This is a genomic window from Azonexus sp. MM2026_4, assembly GCF_055901855.1.
Map to the genome: position 1 here is coordinate 1,542,814 of NZ_CM148380.1, position 16,304 is coordinate 1,559,117.

14 protein-coding genes, 2 tRNA genes and 3 rRNA genes are annotated in these 16,304 nt (G+C 59.6%); 7 read left to right on the top strand and 12 right to left on the bottom strand.

Annotated features, from left to right (window positions below):
* The first annotated feature begins 103 nt into the window (after positions 1–103).
* The 3 genes from nth to AC0KWY_RS07070 are packed head-to-tail and all read left to right on the top strand — an operon-like array spanning position 104 to position 2,176.
* Positions 104–736 (top strand): endonuclease III, encoded by a 633-nt coding sequence (gene nth, locus AC0KWY_RS07060; protein ID WP_474028927.1) that lies wholly within the window; start codon positions 104–106, stop codon positions 734–736.
* Positions 733–1,764: an FIST C-terminal domain-containing protein gene (locus tag AC0KWY_RS07065; protein ID WP_474028928.1), complete on the top strand. Its 1,032-nt coding sequence runs from the start codon at positions 733–735 to the stop codon at positions 1,762–1,764. Before nth ends, AC0KWY_RS07065 begins: the two co-directional genes overlap by 4 nt.
* Positions 1,745–2,176 carry a DUF1841 family protein gene (locus AC0KWY_RS07070; protein ID WP_474028929.1) on the top strand — a complete coding sequence of 144 codons (432 nt, stop codon included), beginning with the start codon at positions 1,745–1,747 and terminating at the stop codon, positions 2,174–2,176. The genes AC0KWY_RS07065 and AC0KWY_RS07070 overlap by 20 nt, the downstream gene beginning before the upstream one ends.
* A gap of 7 nt (positions 2,177–2,183) precedes the next feature.
* On the opposite strand, the gene AC0KWY_RS07075 is transcribed toward AC0KWY_RS07070, so the two are convergent.
* The 12 genes from AC0KWY_RS07075 to AC0KWY_RS07130 form a co-directional block, all read right to left on the bottom strand.
* Positions 2,184–2,957: an oxygen-binding di-iron domain-containing protein gene (locus AC0KWY_RS07075; protein ID WP_474028930.1), complete on the bottom strand. Its 774-nt coding sequence runs from the start codon at positions 2,955–2,957 to the stop codon at positions 2,184–2,186.
* A 106-nt stretch (positions 2,958–3,063) separates the two neighbouring features.
* Entirely contained in the window at positions 3,064–3,912 is an 849-nt protein-coding gene (locus AC0KWY_RS07080) for a GspE/PulE family protein (RefSeq protein WP_474029709.1), read from the bottom strand.
* Positions 3,794–4,858, bottom strand: coding sequence for a GspE/PulE family protein (locus tag AC0KWY_RS07085; protein WP_474028931.1), 1,065 nt, complete (start codon positions 4,856–4,858; stop codon positions 3,794–3,796). The genes AC0KWY_RS07080 and AC0KWY_RS07085 overlap by 119 nt, the downstream gene beginning before the upstream one ends.
* A gap of 68 nt (positions 4,859–4,926) precedes the next feature.
* Complete coding sequence (locus AC0KWY_RS07090; protein WP_474028932.1) at positions 4,927–5,154, bottom strand: DUF3820 family protein; 228 nt, start codon at positions 5,152–5,154, stop codon at positions 4,927–4,929.
* Between the two features lie 28 nt (positions 5,155–5,182).
* Positions 5,183–7,105 carry a molecular chaperone HtpG gene (gene htpG / locus AC0KWY_RS07095; RefSeq protein ID WP_474028933.1) on the bottom strand — a complete coding sequence of 641 codons (1,923 nt, stop codon included), beginning with the start codon at positions 7,103–7,105 and terminating at the stop codon, positions 5,183–5,185.
* A gap of 157 nt (positions 7,106–7,262) precedes the next feature.
* Positions 7,263–7,376: ribosomal RNA gene (gene rrf / locus AC0KWY_RS07100) — 5S ribosomal RNA — on the bottom strand.
* 95 nt (positions 7,377–7,471) lie between these two features.
* A 23S ribosomal RNA gene (locus AC0KWY_RS07105) occupies positions 7,472–10,352 on the bottom strand.
* A gap of 208 nt (positions 10,353–10,560) precedes the next feature.
* Positions 10,561–10,636, bottom strand: a tRNA-Ala gene (locus AC0KWY_RS07110).
* A 205-nt stretch (positions 10,637–10,841) separates the two neighbouring features.
* A tRNA-Ile gene (locus tag AC0KWY_RS07115) sits at positions 10,842–10,918 on the bottom strand.
* Between the two features lie 60 nt (positions 10,919–10,978).
* Positions 10,979–12,517, bottom strand: a 16S ribosomal RNA gene (locus tag AC0KWY_RS07120).
* Together the 16S, 23S and 5S rRNA genes with 2 tRNA genes alongside form the textbook arrangement of a ribosomal RNA operon.
* Positions 12,518–12,855: 338 nt before the next feature.
* Complete coding sequence (greB, locus tag AC0KWY_RS07125; protein ID WP_474028934.1) at positions 12,856–13,413, bottom strand: transcription elongation factor GreB; 558 nt, start codon at positions 13,411–13,413, stop codon at positions 12,856–12,858.
* On the bottom strand, positions 13,413–13,721 hold the full coding sequence (locus tag AC0KWY_RS07130) for a hypothetical protein (protein ID WP_474028935.1): 309 nt from the start codon (positions 13,719–13,721) through the stop codon (positions 13,413–13,415). The genes greB and AC0KWY_RS07130 overlap by 1 nt, the downstream gene beginning before the upstream one ends.
* A gap of 68 nt (positions 13,722–13,789) precedes the next feature.
* Here AC0KWY_RS07130 and AC0KWY_RS07135 point away from each other — a divergent pair, with 68 nt between their 5' ends.
* The 4 genes from AC0KWY_RS07135 to AC0KWY_RS07150 are packed head-to-tail and all read left to right on the top strand — an operon-like array spanning position 13,790 to position 16,231.
* Positions 13,790–14,011, top strand: a complete 222-nt coding sequence (locus AC0KWY_RS07135; RefSeq protein WP_474028936.1) for a YdcH family protein — start codon at positions 13,790–13,792, stop codon at positions 14,009–14,011.
* Positions 14,012–14,044: 33 nt separating this feature from the next.
* Positions 14,045–14,368: a hypothetical protein gene (locus AC0KWY_RS07140; RefSeq protein WP_474028937.1), complete on the top strand. Its 324-nt coding sequence runs from the start codon at positions 14,045–14,047 to the stop codon at positions 14,366–14,368.
* A 25-nt stretch (positions 14,369–14,393) separates the two neighbouring features.
* Entirely contained in the window at positions 14,394–15,440 is a 1,047-nt protein-coding gene (locus AC0KWY_RS07145) for an aldo/keto reductase (RefSeq protein ID WP_474028938.1), read from the top strand.
* Positions 15,437–16,231, top strand: coding sequence for a ferritin-like domain-containing protein (locus AC0KWY_RS07150; RefSeq protein ID WP_474028939.1), 795 nt, complete (start codon positions 15,437–15,439; stop codon positions 16,229–16,231). Before AC0KWY_RS07145 ends, AC0KWY_RS07150 begins: the two co-directional genes overlap by 4 nt.
* Positions 16,232–16,304 lie beyond the last annotated feature (73 nt).

Here is a 16,304-nt window from a genome sequence, read left to right on the forward strand (position 1 = left end):
AGGCGCATCTGCGTCGTTTGCTCTATTCTTCATCAGTTAAAATGCATTGCCCGCCAATATCGCGCATTCGCCACCGACTGACAATCCCAGACGCAGCCAACCCGTGAAAAAATCCGTCGTCGAACAGTTCTATCAGCGCCTGCGCGAAAACAATCCGGCGCCGACCACCGAGCTTGCCTACGCAACGCCGTTTCAGCTCCTGATCGCCGTTATCCTCTCCGCCCAGGCGACCGATGTCGGCGTCAACAAGGCGACTGCCCGCCTCTTTCCGGTTGCCCCCGACGCCGCGTCGATGCTCGCCCTCGGCGAGGACGGCCTGCGCGACTACATCAAGACGATCGGTCTCTACCGGACCAAGGCGAAAAACGTCATTGCCACCTGCCGCATCCTGCTCGAACGACACGCCGGCGAGGTTCCCGCCGATCGCGCCGCGCTCGAGGCGCTGCCCGGCGTCGGCCGGAAAACCGCCAATGTCGTCCTCAACACCGCTTTCGGCCAACCAACGATTGCCGTGGACACGCACATCTTCCGTCTCGGCAACCGGACCGGCCTGGCCCCCGGCAAGACCGTCGTCAACGTGGAAAACAAGCTGCTCCGCGTCACGCCGCGGGAATTTCTCAAGGATGCCCATCACTGGCTGATCCTGCACGGCCGCTATATCTGCAAGGCACGCCAGCCGGCCTGCGCCGCGTGCTGCGTCTACGATCTCTGCGAATTCAAGGACAAGACGGCGTGATCGTCGCCAGCGGTCAGGCGAAGGGATTTGTCGCGGCCCCCGAACTGGCCGGCGAAGCAATCTCGCGTGCCCTGGAACGGGCTGGCCTGCAGCGTGCCGAATTCGTCTTGCTGCTGCTGACCCGCGATTTCGCCCGTCTCCTGCCGGAAACCCTGCGCTGCGCTGCCGGCGCCGCGGCCTGCCTGCAGATCAGCGGCGGCACGGCAAGCGGCCTGCTCACCGAAGAGGGCTGGCAAATCGACCAACCGGGCGCGGCGGCACTGGTTTTTTCCAATCTACCGAAGCCGCCAGGCAGCCCCCGCGAGCCCCTGCTCTCGTTGAGCAACCAGGGGCGGCTGGCCCTCGACTGGCAGAGCGGCCAACGGCGGGCCGGCATCGTCGAAAGCCAGGGCGAAACCTGGAACAATGCCCGCCCCTGCACCGATGCCCGGTGCACCGTGCCCCTGCCGGACCTGCCGGTAACGGCACTGCTCTCGCCGGGACTGTTGCAACTGGGCGAAGCGATGACCGTCACCGCCGCCACCGGTCATGAATTGCGCGAACTGGACGGGCAAACAGCGATCGACAGCCTGCGCCAGGCGCTCCCCGGACAATGGCAGGACCACACCCTGCTCCACCGATTGCACCTGCTCGCCGCCAACAATTCGCCGGCCACCGGCATCCTGGCCTGCAATGCGGACGGCTCGCTGACCGTGGCCACGCCTTGCGCGATCGGCGACAAGTTGCGCTGGGCAATCCGCCAGCCGCAAGCCGCCGCCGCGGAAATCGGCGAACAGTTGCGCGGAGCGCGCGCCGCCGGCAGGAACCCGGCATTCGCGCTGATGTTTTCCTGTCTCGGCCGCGGCCCCCTGTTCTATGGCAACGACGATCTCGATCGCCTGGCTTTCACCGCGAATTTTCCCGACGTTCCCCTGCTCGGCGCTTACGGTACCGGGCAGATCTTCCCGCTGGCCGACGGCAACCGTCTGTTCAGCAATGCCGTCCTGACCCTGCTTTACGAGAAAAACGATGTTCAATCCCAGCCGTGATCAGGTGCGCCAGTTTTTCTGCGCCGCCTGGAAAAAACATCTCGAACGCCTGCCGGTGGTCGGCGCCGAAATCGCCGCCGCCGACATTGCCGCCCGCCATCCGGAGTATCACGCCCTCCTCGCCCATCCCGAGACGGCGCTCAACCAGGACTGGACCCCGGACGGCGGACAGATGAACCCCTTCCTCCACCTCTCGCTGCACCTGGCGATCCATGAGCAGTTGAGCATCGACCAGCCGGCAGGGATCAAGGCGGCGTTCGACAGCCTGCGCGCGCGGATGGACGCGCACGACGCCGAACACGTGTTGCTGGAATGTCTGGGGGAAACCATCTGGCGCGCCCAGCGCCAGGGAACGGCGATGGACGCGCAGGCCTACATCGAGGCCATCCGGCAGCGGGCCGGCATGCGCTGAAAAGGGATCAGCGGGGAATCTGGTAGTTGCCCTGGGTCATCAGGTCCACCCCGCATTCCAGGCTTTCGACCCAGCTGATGAAGTCCTCGACGGCGCGCCGGCCGACGAAACGCGAGCCGTGCTGCGGGACGATCTGCTCGATCTCGAGCTGGCGGACCATGTTGGCCCAGAAGCGGCAGATCTTGCGCGAAACGATGTAGCGCTTGTGGAAGCCTTCCATGTAGCGCACATGACCGTGGAAATCGGTCACCGCATCGGCAGCCATCTCGTGCGGCACCAACGATGCACCGAGGTCACCGGTGAACAGGATCTTGGCCACCGGATCGTAGAACTGGAAGTTGCCCTCGGCGTGCATGAAGTGCGCCGGCAGGGCCAGGACATTGCATTGCCCAAGGCGGATCACCGAACCCTGATCGGGAATGCCGACGATACGGTGGGAGACATCCTTGCCGGTGGTGAAATGCGGCACGAAACGCGTCCATAGCGCAGAAATCATCACCTTGCAGTGCGAAGCGACGAACCACTTGTTGACCGAGGCGATGATGTCCGGGTCGGGATGGGAAGCCAGGATGTAATCCAGATCCTTGGACGAGAAATACTTCTGCATGTCCATCAGGAGACCGGAGTAGGTCATGTTGCCACCGGGATCGATCAGCGCGCCGTGACCGTTGTCCACGACCAGGAACTGGTTGCACTGCACTGCCCCACCCGGCGAATCGTCTACCAGATCGTAGAACGCGTGGACGATGTGCTTGCCGTCATTAAACAATTCAACTGCCATATCACCCCCAATACCGAATGGCCAATTATCCCCCTGCCACCGGCTTCTGCCTAGCCCGGCCGATGCTGGCTGGTTCGCCCGCTTCGGCAGAAAATGCGCCGCTGCCTCAGAGCTCCTCGGCGGGCGGCACCTGCTTGATCAGTTCTTCCATCGTCGTCATGCCCTGCGCGACCTTCAAGGCGCCGGAAATGCGCAGCGGGCGCATGCCCTCGCGGAAGGATTGATCGCGTACCCTGGGAATTTCCACGTTGGGCCGGATCAGGCGCCTGACCTCCGGCGAATTGAGGAGAATCTCATAAACGCCTACCCGCCCGCTGTAGCCGGTCATCCGGCATTCCAGGCAGCCGACAGCATGGAACAGATGGGTCGGCTCCGCCGCCTTCCAGGGCTGCACCAGCGCCCGCCAGGCGGCGCGCTCCTCCTCGTTGATCGGCAGACTTTTCTTGCAGTGCGGACAGAGGGTGCGCACCAGGCGCTGCGCCATGACGCCGAGCAGCGTCGAATTGATCAGGTAGGCCGGCACGCCGAGATCGAGCAGGCGCGTGATCGCCGCCGGCGCATCGTTGGTGTGCAGCGTGGACAGCACCAGATGGCCGGTCAGCGCCGCCTGGATCGCCATCTCGGCGGTCGCCAGGTCGCGGATTTCGCCGATCATGATGATGTCCGGGTCCTGCCGCATCAGGGCGCGCACGCCATCGGCGAAATCGAGCCCGATTGCCGGATGCACCTGCATCTGGTTGAACGCCGGCTCGACCATTTCGATCGGGTCCTCGATCGTACACACGTTCACTTCGGGCGTCGCCAGATACTTCAAGGTTGTGTACAGCGTCGTCGTCTTACCCGAGCCGGTTGGCCCGGTGACCAGGACGATGCCGTTGGGCAGCGCCGTCATCTGCTGCCAGCGCGCCTGGTCGTCCTGCGAAAAACCGAGCGAGCGGAAATCGCGGACCAGCACTTCCGGATCGAAGATGCGCATCACCAGCTTTTCGCCGAACGCCGTCGGCAGGGTTGAACAGGCGCAACTCCACTTCCTGGCCGCCCGGCGTCCGAGTCTTGATCCGCCCGTCCTGAGGCCGCCGCTTCTCGATCACGTCCATGCGCCCGAGCAGCTTGATCCGGCTGGTCATGGCGTTCATCACCGTCATCGGTATCTGGTACACCTGATGCAGCACGCCGTCGATGCGGAAGCGGACGATGCCGAGATCGCGCCGCGGTTCGATGTGGATGTCGGAGGCCCGCTGGTCGAATGCGTACTGCCACAGCCAGTCGACGATATGGACAATGTGCTGGTCGTTGGCGTCGTATTGCCGGTTGCCCTTGCCGAGTTCGACCAATTGCTCGAAACTCGACAGCCCACTGGTCACTTCGCCCTTGGCAGAGGCCTTCTTGACCGAGCGGGCGAGGTTGAAGAACTCGATCAGGTAACGGCCGATATCCTCGGGATTGGCCATCACCCGACGGATGTCCTTGCGCAGGATCTGGCGCAGTTCGCCCTCCCATTCGCGCAGGAAGGGCTCGGCCGTCGCCACCACCACCTCGCGCGTCGTCACCTGTACCGGCAGGATGCCGAAACGCCCGGCGTAGGCACTGGACATCACTTCGCCGATGCCGGTGAAGTCGATCTTCAGCGGATCGATATGGAAATAGTCGAGACCGCAACGCGCCGCCAGCCATTCGGTCAGCACATCGAGCGTCAGCACCTTCACCGGCGCCACCGGGGTGCGCCACTTCTGATCGGCGATGACGATCAGCGGATGAACCTTGTTGCCGTGCAGCTTGCGCTCGGTCTTCAGCGCCTCTGCCGCTTCGGTGTCGACCAGGCCATCGGCGATGGCCATTTCGAGCACCTCCGCCAGGGAAAGACGATGCTCATGTACTGCGCTTTCTTGCGTCGAATCCATTCTTGGGCCTGCCCGAGCCAGGAAAACAGCTTGCGACTATAGCCCAAAAACATGCCCCGGTTCTGCTTTTAAAGTCCTTTTACGCCCTTCTGGCGCAGCGGTGCGAGCAAGCCGCTGAGTCCGTTGTGATCAAGCTCATGCATCAGGGCGAGCAGGCGCCCGAGTTCCCCCTCGGGGAAACCTTCGCGGGCGAACCAGGCCAGATAGTGCCCGGGCAGATCGGCAAGCAGACGGCCCTTGTACTTCCCATAAGGCATCGTCCACCGGACCAGCAGTTCGAGATCGTTGGCGTGCATGGAAAAAAGGGGCCGCAGCCCCGTTCGTTCATTTACCGGAAAGCGCCAGCATCAGGTCGTTGATGCGTTTGACGAAGCCGGCCGGATCGTCGAGCTGACCGCCTTCGGCAAGAGTGGCCTGTTCGAACAGCAGGGCCGCCCAGTCGTCGAAACGGCTTTCCTCGTACTTCAGGCGGAGGACCGCCGGGTGCTGCGGGTTGATTTCCAGGATCGGCTTCGCGGCGGGAATCGGCTGACCGGCCGCCTTCAGCATGCGGGCCAGGTTGCCGGAGGGATCGTGCTCGTCGGCGACCAGGCAGGATGGCGAGTCGGTCAGGCGATGCGTGATGCGCACTTCCTTGACCCGCTCGCCGAGCGCGCCCTTGATCTTGTCGAGCAGGTCCTTGAACTCGTCGGCCGCCTTCTCGGCTTCCTGCTTTTCCGCCTCGTCTTCCAGTTTGCCGAGGTCGAGTCCGCCCTTCGCCACCGATTGCAGGGACTTGCCCTCGAACTCGGTAAGGTGACCGACCACCCATTCATCGACGCGGTCGGAGAGCAGCAGGACTTCGATTCCCTTCTTGCGGAAGATTTCCAGATGCGGGCTGTTCTTCGCCGCGTTGAAGCTGTCGGCGGTCACGTAGTAGATCTTTTCCTGCCCTTCCTTCATGCGGCCGATGTAGTCCGCCAGCGAGACCACCTGCTTGTCGCCGTCGCCGTGAGTCGAGGCGAAGCGCAACAGGCCGGCGATCTTGTCCTTGTTCGCAAAATCCTCGCCGATCCCTTCCTTGAGCACGGCACCAAAGGCTTCCCAGAACTTGGCGTACTTCTCCTTTTCCGCCGCGTCGTCGCTATTGGCCATGCCCTCGAGCAGGGACAGTACCTTGCGCGTGCAACCGGAGCGGATGTTGTCGATGTCCTTGGATTCCTGCAGGATTTCGCGCGAAACGTTGAGCGGCAAATCGGCGGAATCGACGACGCCGCGCACGAAGCGCAAGTAGAGCGGCATCAGCTTCTCGGCGTCGTCCATGATGAAGACGCGCCGGACATAGAGCTTGATGCCGTGGCGGGCATTGCGATCCCAGAGATCGAACGGTGCACGCGAGGGGACGTAAAGCAGTTGCGTATATTCCTGCTTGCCCTCGACCTTGGCGTGGGTCCAGCACAACGGGTCCTCGAAATCGTGCGCGACATGCTTGTAGAACTCGGTGTACTGCTCGTCGCTGATCTCGGATTTGCTGCGCGCCCACAGGGCATTGGCCTGATTGACCGTCTCGTCTTCGTCACTGACGACCTGCTCACCCTTCTCTTGGTCCCAGTCCTCCTTCTTCATGACGATCGGCAGGGTGATGTGATCGGAGTACTTGCGGATGATCGACTTGAGTTTCCAGCTGTTCAGGAAATCGTCCTCACCGTCGCGCAGATGCAGGATGACGTCGGTACCGCGGCTGGCCTTGTCGACCATCTCGACGGTGTAGTCGCCCTCACCGGCCGACTCCCAGCGCACCGCCTGAGCGGCGTCCAGGCCGGCGCGACGGGAAATCACCGTCACCTTGTCGGCAACGATGAATGAAGAATAGAAACCGACGCCGAACTGGCCGATCAAGTGGGCATCCTTGGCCTGATCGCCGGTCAGCGCCGAGAAGAACTCCTTGGTCCCGGACTTGGCGATGGTGCCGAGATGGGCGATCGCTTCTTCGCGGCTCAGACCGATGGCGTTGTCGGAAATGGTGATCGTGCGCGCCGCCTTGTCGAAGGCGATGCGGATCTTCAGTTCGCTGTCGTCGCCATAGAGCGCGGCGTTGTTCAACGCCTCGAAGCGCAACTTGTCGCAGGCGTCGGAAGCGTTGGAGACCAGTTCGCGCAGGAAGATTTCCTTGTTGCTGTACAAGGAATGGATCATCAGGTGCAGCAGTTGCTTGACTTCCGTCTGGAAGCCGAGGGTTTCGCGGCTGGCGGTTGCTGATTCGGACATGCGTCAAACTCCCAATCGAGGTATCAAAAAGTACTCAGGAGTTGGGGACGAGCCAGCATATTTCAAGCCATCCAGCGCAAATTTTCTTTGATTTACCCGGCGAGTAGACGGCAAAAGGCCCCGGCTAGATGGCTAGCAGGGGTCTTTTGGACTGGGAGCCTGGCGGTGACCTACTTTCGCGAGCGAGATGCTCACTATCATCGGCGCGTTTCTGTTTCACGGTCCTGTTCGGGAAGGGAAGGGGTGGGTCCAGAAGGCTATTGCCGCCAAGCGAAACTTGTGTGCTTGATTTTGTGATCAAGCCAAGGAGGAAGGGGTTGTGTGTTGTGATTGCTTGTTTAGAGTTACTTGTATGAACAAGGTTATAGGATCAAGCCGCACGGGCAATTAGTATCAGTTAGCTTAACGCATTGCTGCGCTTCCACACCTGACCTATCAACGTCGTGGTCTTCGACGACCCTTAAGGGGGCTCAAGGCCCCGGGAAATCTTATCTTGAGGCGAGTTTCACGCTTAGATGCTTTCAGCGTTTATCTCTTCCATTCATAGCTACCCGGCGATACGACTGGCGTCATAACCGGTACACCAGAGGAATGTCCACTCCGGTCCTCTCGTACTAGGAGCAGGCCCTCTCAAATTTCCAGCGCCCACGGCAGATAGGGACCAAACTGTCTCACGACGTTTTAAACCCAGCTCACGTACCTCTTTAAATGGCGAACAGCCATACCCTTGGGACCGGCTACAGCCCCAGGATGAGATGAGCCGACATCGAGGTGCCAAACACCGCCGTCGATATGAACTCTTGGGCGGTATCAGCCTGTTATCCCCAGAGTACCTTTTATCCGTTGAGCGATGGCCCTTCCATACAGAACCACCGGATCACTATGACCTGCTTTCGCACCTGCTCGACTTGTGGGTCTCGCAGTCAAGCACGCTTTTGCCATTGCACTTTATGGGCGATGTCCGACCGCCCTAAGCGTACCTTCGTACTCCTCCGTTACCTTTTGGGAGGAGACCGCCCCAGTCAAACTGCCTACCATGCACGGTCCCCGGCCAGGATTCACTGGCCAAGGTTAGAACCTCAAACAAATCAGGGTGGTATTTCAAGGTTGGCTCCACCGAAACTAGCGTCCCGGTTTCACAGCCTCCCACCTATCCTACACAAACCGGTTCAAAGTCCAATGCAAAGCTGCAGTAAAGGTTCATGGGGTCTTTCCGTCTTGCCGCGGGGAGATTGCATCTTCACAAACATTTCAACTTCGCTGAGTCTCAGGAGGAGACAGTGTGGCCATCGTTACGCCATTCGTGCAGGTCGGAACTTACCCGACAAGGAATTTCGCTACCTTAGGACCGTTATAGTTACGGCCGCCGTTTACTGGGACTTCGATCAAGAGCTTGCACCCCATCAATTAATCTTCCAGCACCGGGCAGGCGTCACACCCTATACGTCCACTTTCGTGTTTGCAGAGTGCTGTGTTTTTATTAAACAGTCGCAGCCACCATTTCACTGCAACCCCATCGGCCTTCGAGCGCGAGGCTCTACAACCTACCGGGGCACACCTTCTCCCGAAGTTACGGTGTTAATTTGCCGAGTTCCTTCTCCTGAGTTCTCTCAAGCGCCTTAGAATTTTCATCCTGCCCACCTGTGTCGGTTTGCGGTACGGTCGTCTCTAGACTGAAGCTTAGTGGCTTTTCCTGGAAGCTTGGTATCAATCACTTCAGCACCGTAGTGCCTCGTCATCACGCCTCAGCTTAGCCCCCCGGATTTGCCTAAGGGGCACGCCTACACGCTTAAACCAACTATTCCAACAGTTGGCTGACCTAACCTTCTCCGTCCCCACATCGCATCTAGAGCCGGTACAGGAATATTGACCTGTTTCCCATCGACTACGCATTTCTGCCTCGCCTTAGGGGCCGACTCACCCTACGCCGATGAACGTTGCGTAGGAAACCTTGGGCTTTCGGCGAGGGAGCTTTTCACTCCCTTTATCGCTACTCATGTCAGCATTCGCACTTCTGATATCTCCAGCATCCTTTACAAGACACCTTCACAGACCTACAGAACGCTCCCCTACCATATCCTTACGGATATCCGCAGCTTCGGTGCATGGTTTGAGCCCCGTTACATCTTCCGCGCAGGACGACTCGACTAGTGAGCTATTACGCTTTCTTTAAAGGATGGCTGCTTCTAAGCCAACCTCCTAGCTGTCTATGCCTTCCCACTTCGTTTCCCACTTAACCATGTCTTTGGGACCTTAGCTGGCGGTCTGGGTTGTTTCCCTCTTGACAATGGACGTTAGCACCCACTGTCTGTCTGCCACACTCGCACTTTCCGGTATTCAGAGTTTGCCATGGTTTGGTAAGTCGCGATGACCCCCTAGCCATAACAGTGCTTTACCCCCGGAAGTGATATGTGACGCACTACCTAAATAGTTTTCGGGGAGAACCAGCTATTTCCGGATTTGTTTAGCCTTTCACCCCTATCCACAGCTCATCCCCTAACTTTTCAACGTTAGTGGGTTCGGACCTCCAGTACCTGTTACGGCACCTTCATCCTGGCCATGGATAGATCATCCGGTTTCGGGTCTACGCCGTGCTACTAAACGCCCTTATCAGACTCGCTTTCGCTACGCCTCCCCTATTCGGTTAAGCTCGCAACACAACGTAAGTCGCTGACCCATTATACAAAAGGTACGCAGTCACCCCTCAAGGAGGCTCCCACTGTTTGTATGCATGCGGTTTCAGGTTCTATTTCACTCCCCTCCCGGGGTTCTTTTCGCCTTTCCCTCACGGTACTAGTTCACTATCGGTCGATCACGAGTATTTAGCCTTGGAGGATGGTCCCCCCATGTTCAGACAAGGTTTCACGTGCCCCGCCCTACTTTTCGCTAACTTAGTACCACGGATCTGTTTTCGAATACGGGGCTATCACCCACTACGGCCGGACTTTCCATTCCGTTCTCCTAACAGTTCCGCTATCACTAGCAGGCTCTTCCGTGTTCGCTCGCCACTACTTACGGAATCTCGGTTGATTTCTTTTCCTCCGGCTACTTAGATGTTTCAGTTCACCGGGTTCGCCTCGCTTACCTATGTATTCAGTAAGCGATACCCTTGCGGGTGGGTTTCCCCATTCGGACATCTTCGGATCAAAGCTTTATTGCCAGCTCCCCGAAGCTTTTCGCAGGCTTACACGTCCTTCATCGCCTGTGATCGCCAAGGCATCCACCACATGCACTTAGTCGCTTGATCCTATAACCTTGTCCTCTCTTGCGAGAGCGGCTACAGGCAACTCATAAACTTTGTGCCGATCATCCATTAGCTGTAATGAACAATCAGATGCAATCACAACGTGTCATTCCTCTCATCAAGGAACAACACAACCTTCTTCCAACTTGTTAAAGAACAGTAGCTTTCTTTCAAAAGCCAGTGATAAGCACCTTTGCTTATCACTGGTCTCTGGTGGAGGATGACGGGATCGAACCGACGACCCCCTGCTTGCAAAGCAGGTGCTCTCCCAGCTGAGCTAATCCCCCGCTGAACTTCGCATTACGTCGTTGCTCGGTCGGTTGCATAGCGCTGCTATGCGGCCCTTCCTCGCGCCTAGTACTGCTCGTTCATCTGATAGACGTTCCACTGGCTTTTGGTAACCAAGCAATTCAAGGCGGAGCGTGGCGCCGCATACTCTCGTATGCAAGCCGCGCGACAACGCCGAAGTGCGCAGTGTTACCAAATGCCAGTTGGTGGGTCTGGTTGGAATCGAACCAACGACCCCCGCCTTATCAAGACGGTGCTCTAACCGACTGAGCTACAGACCCTCGTCTGTTTGCTACTTTCGAACAACCGATAGGTTGTGGGTGCCAGGATGCTTTCTCTAGAAAGGAGGTGATCCAGCCGCAGGTTCCCCTACGGCTACCTTGTTACGACTTCACCCCAGTCACGAACCCCGCCGTGGTAAGCGCCCTCCTTGCGGTTAGGCTACCCACTTCTGGCGGAACCCGCTCCCATGGTGTGACGGGCGGTGTGTACAAGACCCGGGAACGTATTCACCGCGACATGCTGATCCGCGATTACTAGCGATTCCGACTTCATGCAGGCGAGTTGCAGCCTACAATCCGGACTACGATCGGCTTTCTGGGATTGGCTCCACCTCGCGGCTTGGCAACCCTCTGTACCGACCATTGTATGACGTGTGAAGCCCTACCCATAAGGGCCATGAGGACTTGACGTCATCCCCACCTTCCTCCGGTTTGTCACCGGCAGTCTCGTTAAAGTGCCCAACTAAATGATGGCAATTAACGACAAGGGTTGCGCTCGTTGCGGGACTTAACCCAACATCTCACGACACGAGCTGACGACAGCCATGCAGCACCTGTGTCCAGGCTCCCTTTCGGGCACCAAGCCATCTCTGGCAAGTTCCTGGCATGTCAAGGGTAGGTAAGGTTTTTCGCGTTGCATCGAATTAATCCACATCATCCACCGCTTGTGCGGGTCCCCGTCAATTCCTTTGAGTTTTAACCTTGCGGCCGTACTCCCCAGGCGGTCAAACTTCTCGCGTTAGCTACGTTACTAAATGGTTTTACCCACCCAACAACTAGTTGACATCGTTTAGGGCGTGGACTACCAGGGTATCTAATCCTGTTTGCTCCCCACGCTTTCGTGCATGAGCGTCAGTATTGGCCCAGGGGGCTGCCTTCGCCATCGGTGTTCCTCCACATCTCTACGCATTTCACTGCTACACGTGGAATTCCACCCCCCTCTGCCATACTCTAGCCTTCCAGTCACAAGCGCAGTTCCCAGGTTGAGCCCGGGGATTTCACGCCTGTCTTAAAAAACCGCCTGCGCACGCTTTACGCCCAGTAATTCCGATTAACGCTCGCACCCTACGTATTACCGCGGCTGCTGGCACGTAGTTAGCCGGTGCTTCTTATTCCGGTACCGTCATCCACACAGATTATTAGTCTGCGCGATTTCTTCCCGGCCGAAAGAGCTTTACAACCCGAAGGCCTTCTTCACTCACGCGGCATGGCTGGATCAGGGTTGCCCCCATTGTCCAAAATTCCCCACTGCTGCCTCCCGTAGGAGTCTGGGCCGTGTCTCAGTCCCAGTGTGGCGGATCATCCTCTCAGACCCGCTACAGATCGTCGCCTTGGTAGGCCTTTACCCCACCAACTAGCTAATCTGATATCGGCCGCTCCCAGAGCGCGAGGTCCGAAGATCCCCCGCTTTCCTACTCATAGAATATGCGGTATTAGCTATCCTTTCGGATAGTTATCCCCCACTCTAGGGTACGTTCCGATACTTTACTCACCCGTTCGCCACTCGCCACCAGGATTGCTCCCGTGCTGCCGTTCGACTTGCATGTGTAAGGCATGCCGCCAGCGTTCAATCTGAGCCAGGATCAAACTCTTCAGTTCAATCCAACTAACTCGCAAATTCACTGACGGTAGATTTCTCTACCTATTACTCGGTGTTTTTGCCTTAATACTTTTGCGACCTAAGTCGCTTCGCATCAAGACACCCACACCTATCGGTTGTCCTAACTTTTAAAGATCAATTCCACCGCGCCGTCGCTTTCACTTCGTCAGCAGCAGAGAAGCGAGATTATGAACCAACTCCTCACTTCCGTCAAGCACTTCAGCAAAATTTCTTTCACCTCACCGCCTGCCTCACACCGCCGAAAACCCCGGCACCGCAAGGAAGGTGCGCATTCTACACATCAAATCCCTCGCGTCAATACGTTTCGGGAAAAAACTTAACCGAGGGCTTCGTAGCGTACTTCGACGATGTCGATTTCGCGGATGCCAACCGGGCTCTGGAAACGGATCGAGTCCCCCTCGCGCGCCTTGATCAGGGCACGGGCCAGCGGCGATATCCAGCTGATGCGACCACGTGAGGCGTCGGCCTCGTCGATCCCGACGATCGTGTAGGTATTCTCCGCCCCTTCAGCATCGGCCACCGTCACCGTGGCACCGAAGAAGACCTGATCGTTCTCACCCTGCCGCAGCGGATCGACAATCTCGGCGATATCCAGGCGCTTGGTGAGGAAGCGGATACGTCTGTCGATCTCGCGCAAACGACGCTTGCCATAGATATAGTCACCATTTTCCGAACGGTCGCCATTGGAGGCGGCCCAGGCGACGATTTCAACGACGTGCGGGCGTTCGCGTTTGACCAGATGTTCCAGTTCAGCCTTCAGCCGGGCGTGCCCGGCCGGGGTGATGTAATTGCGGGTTCCCGGGGGGATGCGCAAGGCGGGCTGAAGCTCCTCGTCGTCATCCCCTTCGCTTTCGCGGACGAAAGCCTTGTTCATCAATAACCGATGCTGTACTGCTCGACATCGACCCGAATCAGGTCGCGCCCGAGTATGGCCGCCGTGCTGCGGGAGAATTGCTCGGCCCACGCGGGCTGCTCGCGGAAGCGTTCGATCCCGGCATACTTGGCGACGCTCAGGATTCGATCAACTGCCAGAATCTTGCCGGTCGGGGTCGACACATCGCATTCCAGGGCGACAAATTCGCGGTCGAACCACTGGCGCGCCTCGTCGGCAGCCCCGGCGTCCGCCAGGCGGTATTCGAATTCCTCACCCTTGCCGAACGACACGATGATGTGGTGCTGCATTATGTTCTCCTCCTGTTCTTGGTTCGGTTATTCTAAGCAAAAGCGCATATGCTGTCAGGAGCCACACCATGTCCCTCCACCCGCTCAGCGACGAGGAAACCAGCGATATCCGGCTACAGCTCAACGAGTTGCGGGTAGAGCATCGTGACCTCGACCTGGTGATCACCCATCTGATCGAGAATCCGCCACCGGACGAACTACTGGTTCGCCGGCTGAAGAAACGCAAGCTGGTGCTCAAGGACCGCATCCTCCTGCTGGAACAGATGCTGGTTCCCGACATTCCTGCCTGAACACCGAACACCCATTTCACACCATATATATAAGTGCATTTCCCCGACAACGCTTTCGGCGATCCCTACGACATCACCCGCCTTCCCTTGCGTCGCCCCGCCAACGGCTACGCCGTGCAGATGCTCGACACCGACACCCTGCTCGATCGCCGGCGCAATGAGTTCATGCCCGTCAGGACTAGCGACCTGACAGCCTTGTTCGACGATTTCCCGTCGGCCAGGAATGCCGCCGCCACCTGGGTTCGGCAACACTGCGCGTCAGCCGATGAGCATCGGCTGACCATCGTTCCCGCCAGCTACGACCCGGTGCTGCAGCGCCATGTGCTGATTTACGGCGTGCTCACCGACCGCCCCTGACTCAACGCTAACGGAGCCTTAGATAATGAGCCTGTTTCATTGCCGCCCGCTCGGGCGCAGTTCACTGAACGTTCCCGACGTCTGCCTCGGCACGATGACCTTCGGCGAGCAGACCGGCGAAGCCGACGCCCATGCCCAGCTCGATTACGCGCTGGAACACGGCGTCAATTTCATCGACACCGCCGAAATGTATGCCGTGCCGCCGCGCGCCGAGACCTGCGGCGCCTCGGAAAGCATCGTCGGCCGCTGGCTGAAGCGGCAGGCGCGGGACAAGATCATCGTCGCCACCAAGGTCGCCGGCCCCAGCCGCAACCTCGACTGGATCCGCGGCGGCCCGCTGGCGCTCGACCGCGCCAACATCCGCGCCGCAGTCGAGGGCTCACTGCAGCGCCTGCAGACCGACTACATCGACCTCTATCAATTGCACTGGCCGGAGCGCAACCAGCCGATGTTCGGCCAATGGCAATACCACCCGGACAAGGAACGCGAATGTACGCCGATCCGCGCCCAGCTCGAAGCCTTGGCCGAACTGGTGGCCGAGGGCAAGGTACGGCATGTCGCGGTTTCGAACGAACACCCCTGGGGCATCATGGAATTCACCCGGCTCGCCGATCAGTTCGGCCTGCCGCGCATCGTGTCGACGCAGAACGCCTACAGCCTGCTCAACCGCACCCACGAAACGGCGATGACGGAAACCTGCCACCGCGAAGGCGTCGGCCTGCTCGCCTACTCGCCGCTCGCCTTCGGCCACCTGACCGGCAAGTATCTGGCCGCCCCGGCGGCAGCGGGCCGCCTCACGCAATGGCCGAATTTCGGCCAGCGCTACACCAAGCCCAACGTCGCCCCGGCGGTCGCCGCCTACGTCGAACTGGCACGTAGCCACGCCCTGACACCGACGCAACTGGCGCTCGGCTTCGTCCGCTCGCGCTGGTTCGTCGCCAGCACCATCATCGGCGCCTCGTCGCTGGCCCAGCTCAAGGAAACGCTGCCGGCAACGCTGACGCCGATGCACGGCGAACTGCTCGAAGCGATCGACGCCATCCACCTGCGCTACACCAACCCGGCACCGTGAGCGGGTCGCTGTTCCCTCGCCTGGCCGCGGCACTGGCGGCCACGGAAATCGACGAGAAGCTGGCGCTGACTGCCGGCATCGCAGCCGACTGGCGCGCCGGCCGGCTCGACTGGCGGGACGAGACGCCGCTCGAACTGCGCTGCGGCAGGCCGGCGCGGCCCGAGATCGTGCCGCCGAAAGCCGTGCCGCAACGCAGCCCGACGACGCCGGAAGGGCGCGCCCGGCTGCTGCACGCGATCGTCCATATCGAATTCACTGCGATCAACCTGGCGCTCGACCACGCCGCCCGCTTCCGCGGCCTTCCGCAAGCCTATTACGCCGACTGGATCGGCGTCGCCGCCGAGGAAGCCGAGCACTTCTCGCTGCTACGCGACCGGCTCGCCAGCTACGGCCACGATTACGGCGATTTCCCGGCCCATGCCGGCCTCTGGGAAATGGCCGAAAAAACCGCCGACGACCCGCTCGCCCGCATGGCGCTGGTACCGCGCCTGCTCGAAGCACGCGGCCTCGACGCGACGCCGCCGATCCAGCGCCGGCTGGCCGAGAACGGCGACGAGGCGAGCGCCCGCGCCCTCGACATCATCCTGCGCGATGAAATCGGCCACGTCGGACTCGGCGACCGCTGGTTCCGGACCTTCTGCGAACAGCGCGGAAGCGACGCCGAAACCACCTACCGCGAGCTGCTTCATACCTACAAGGCGCCGCGGCCGGCCACTCCGATGAACGAAAAAGCCCGCCTGCAGGCCGGTTTCAGCGCCGCCGAACTGGCAGCACTGGCAAAAAAAAGGTAGAATAATCAGTTCAATGCGTTGATGCATCGCCCGCAGTAACTCCGAGCAGCCCCCGGTTTTTCAGGTTCTTGTG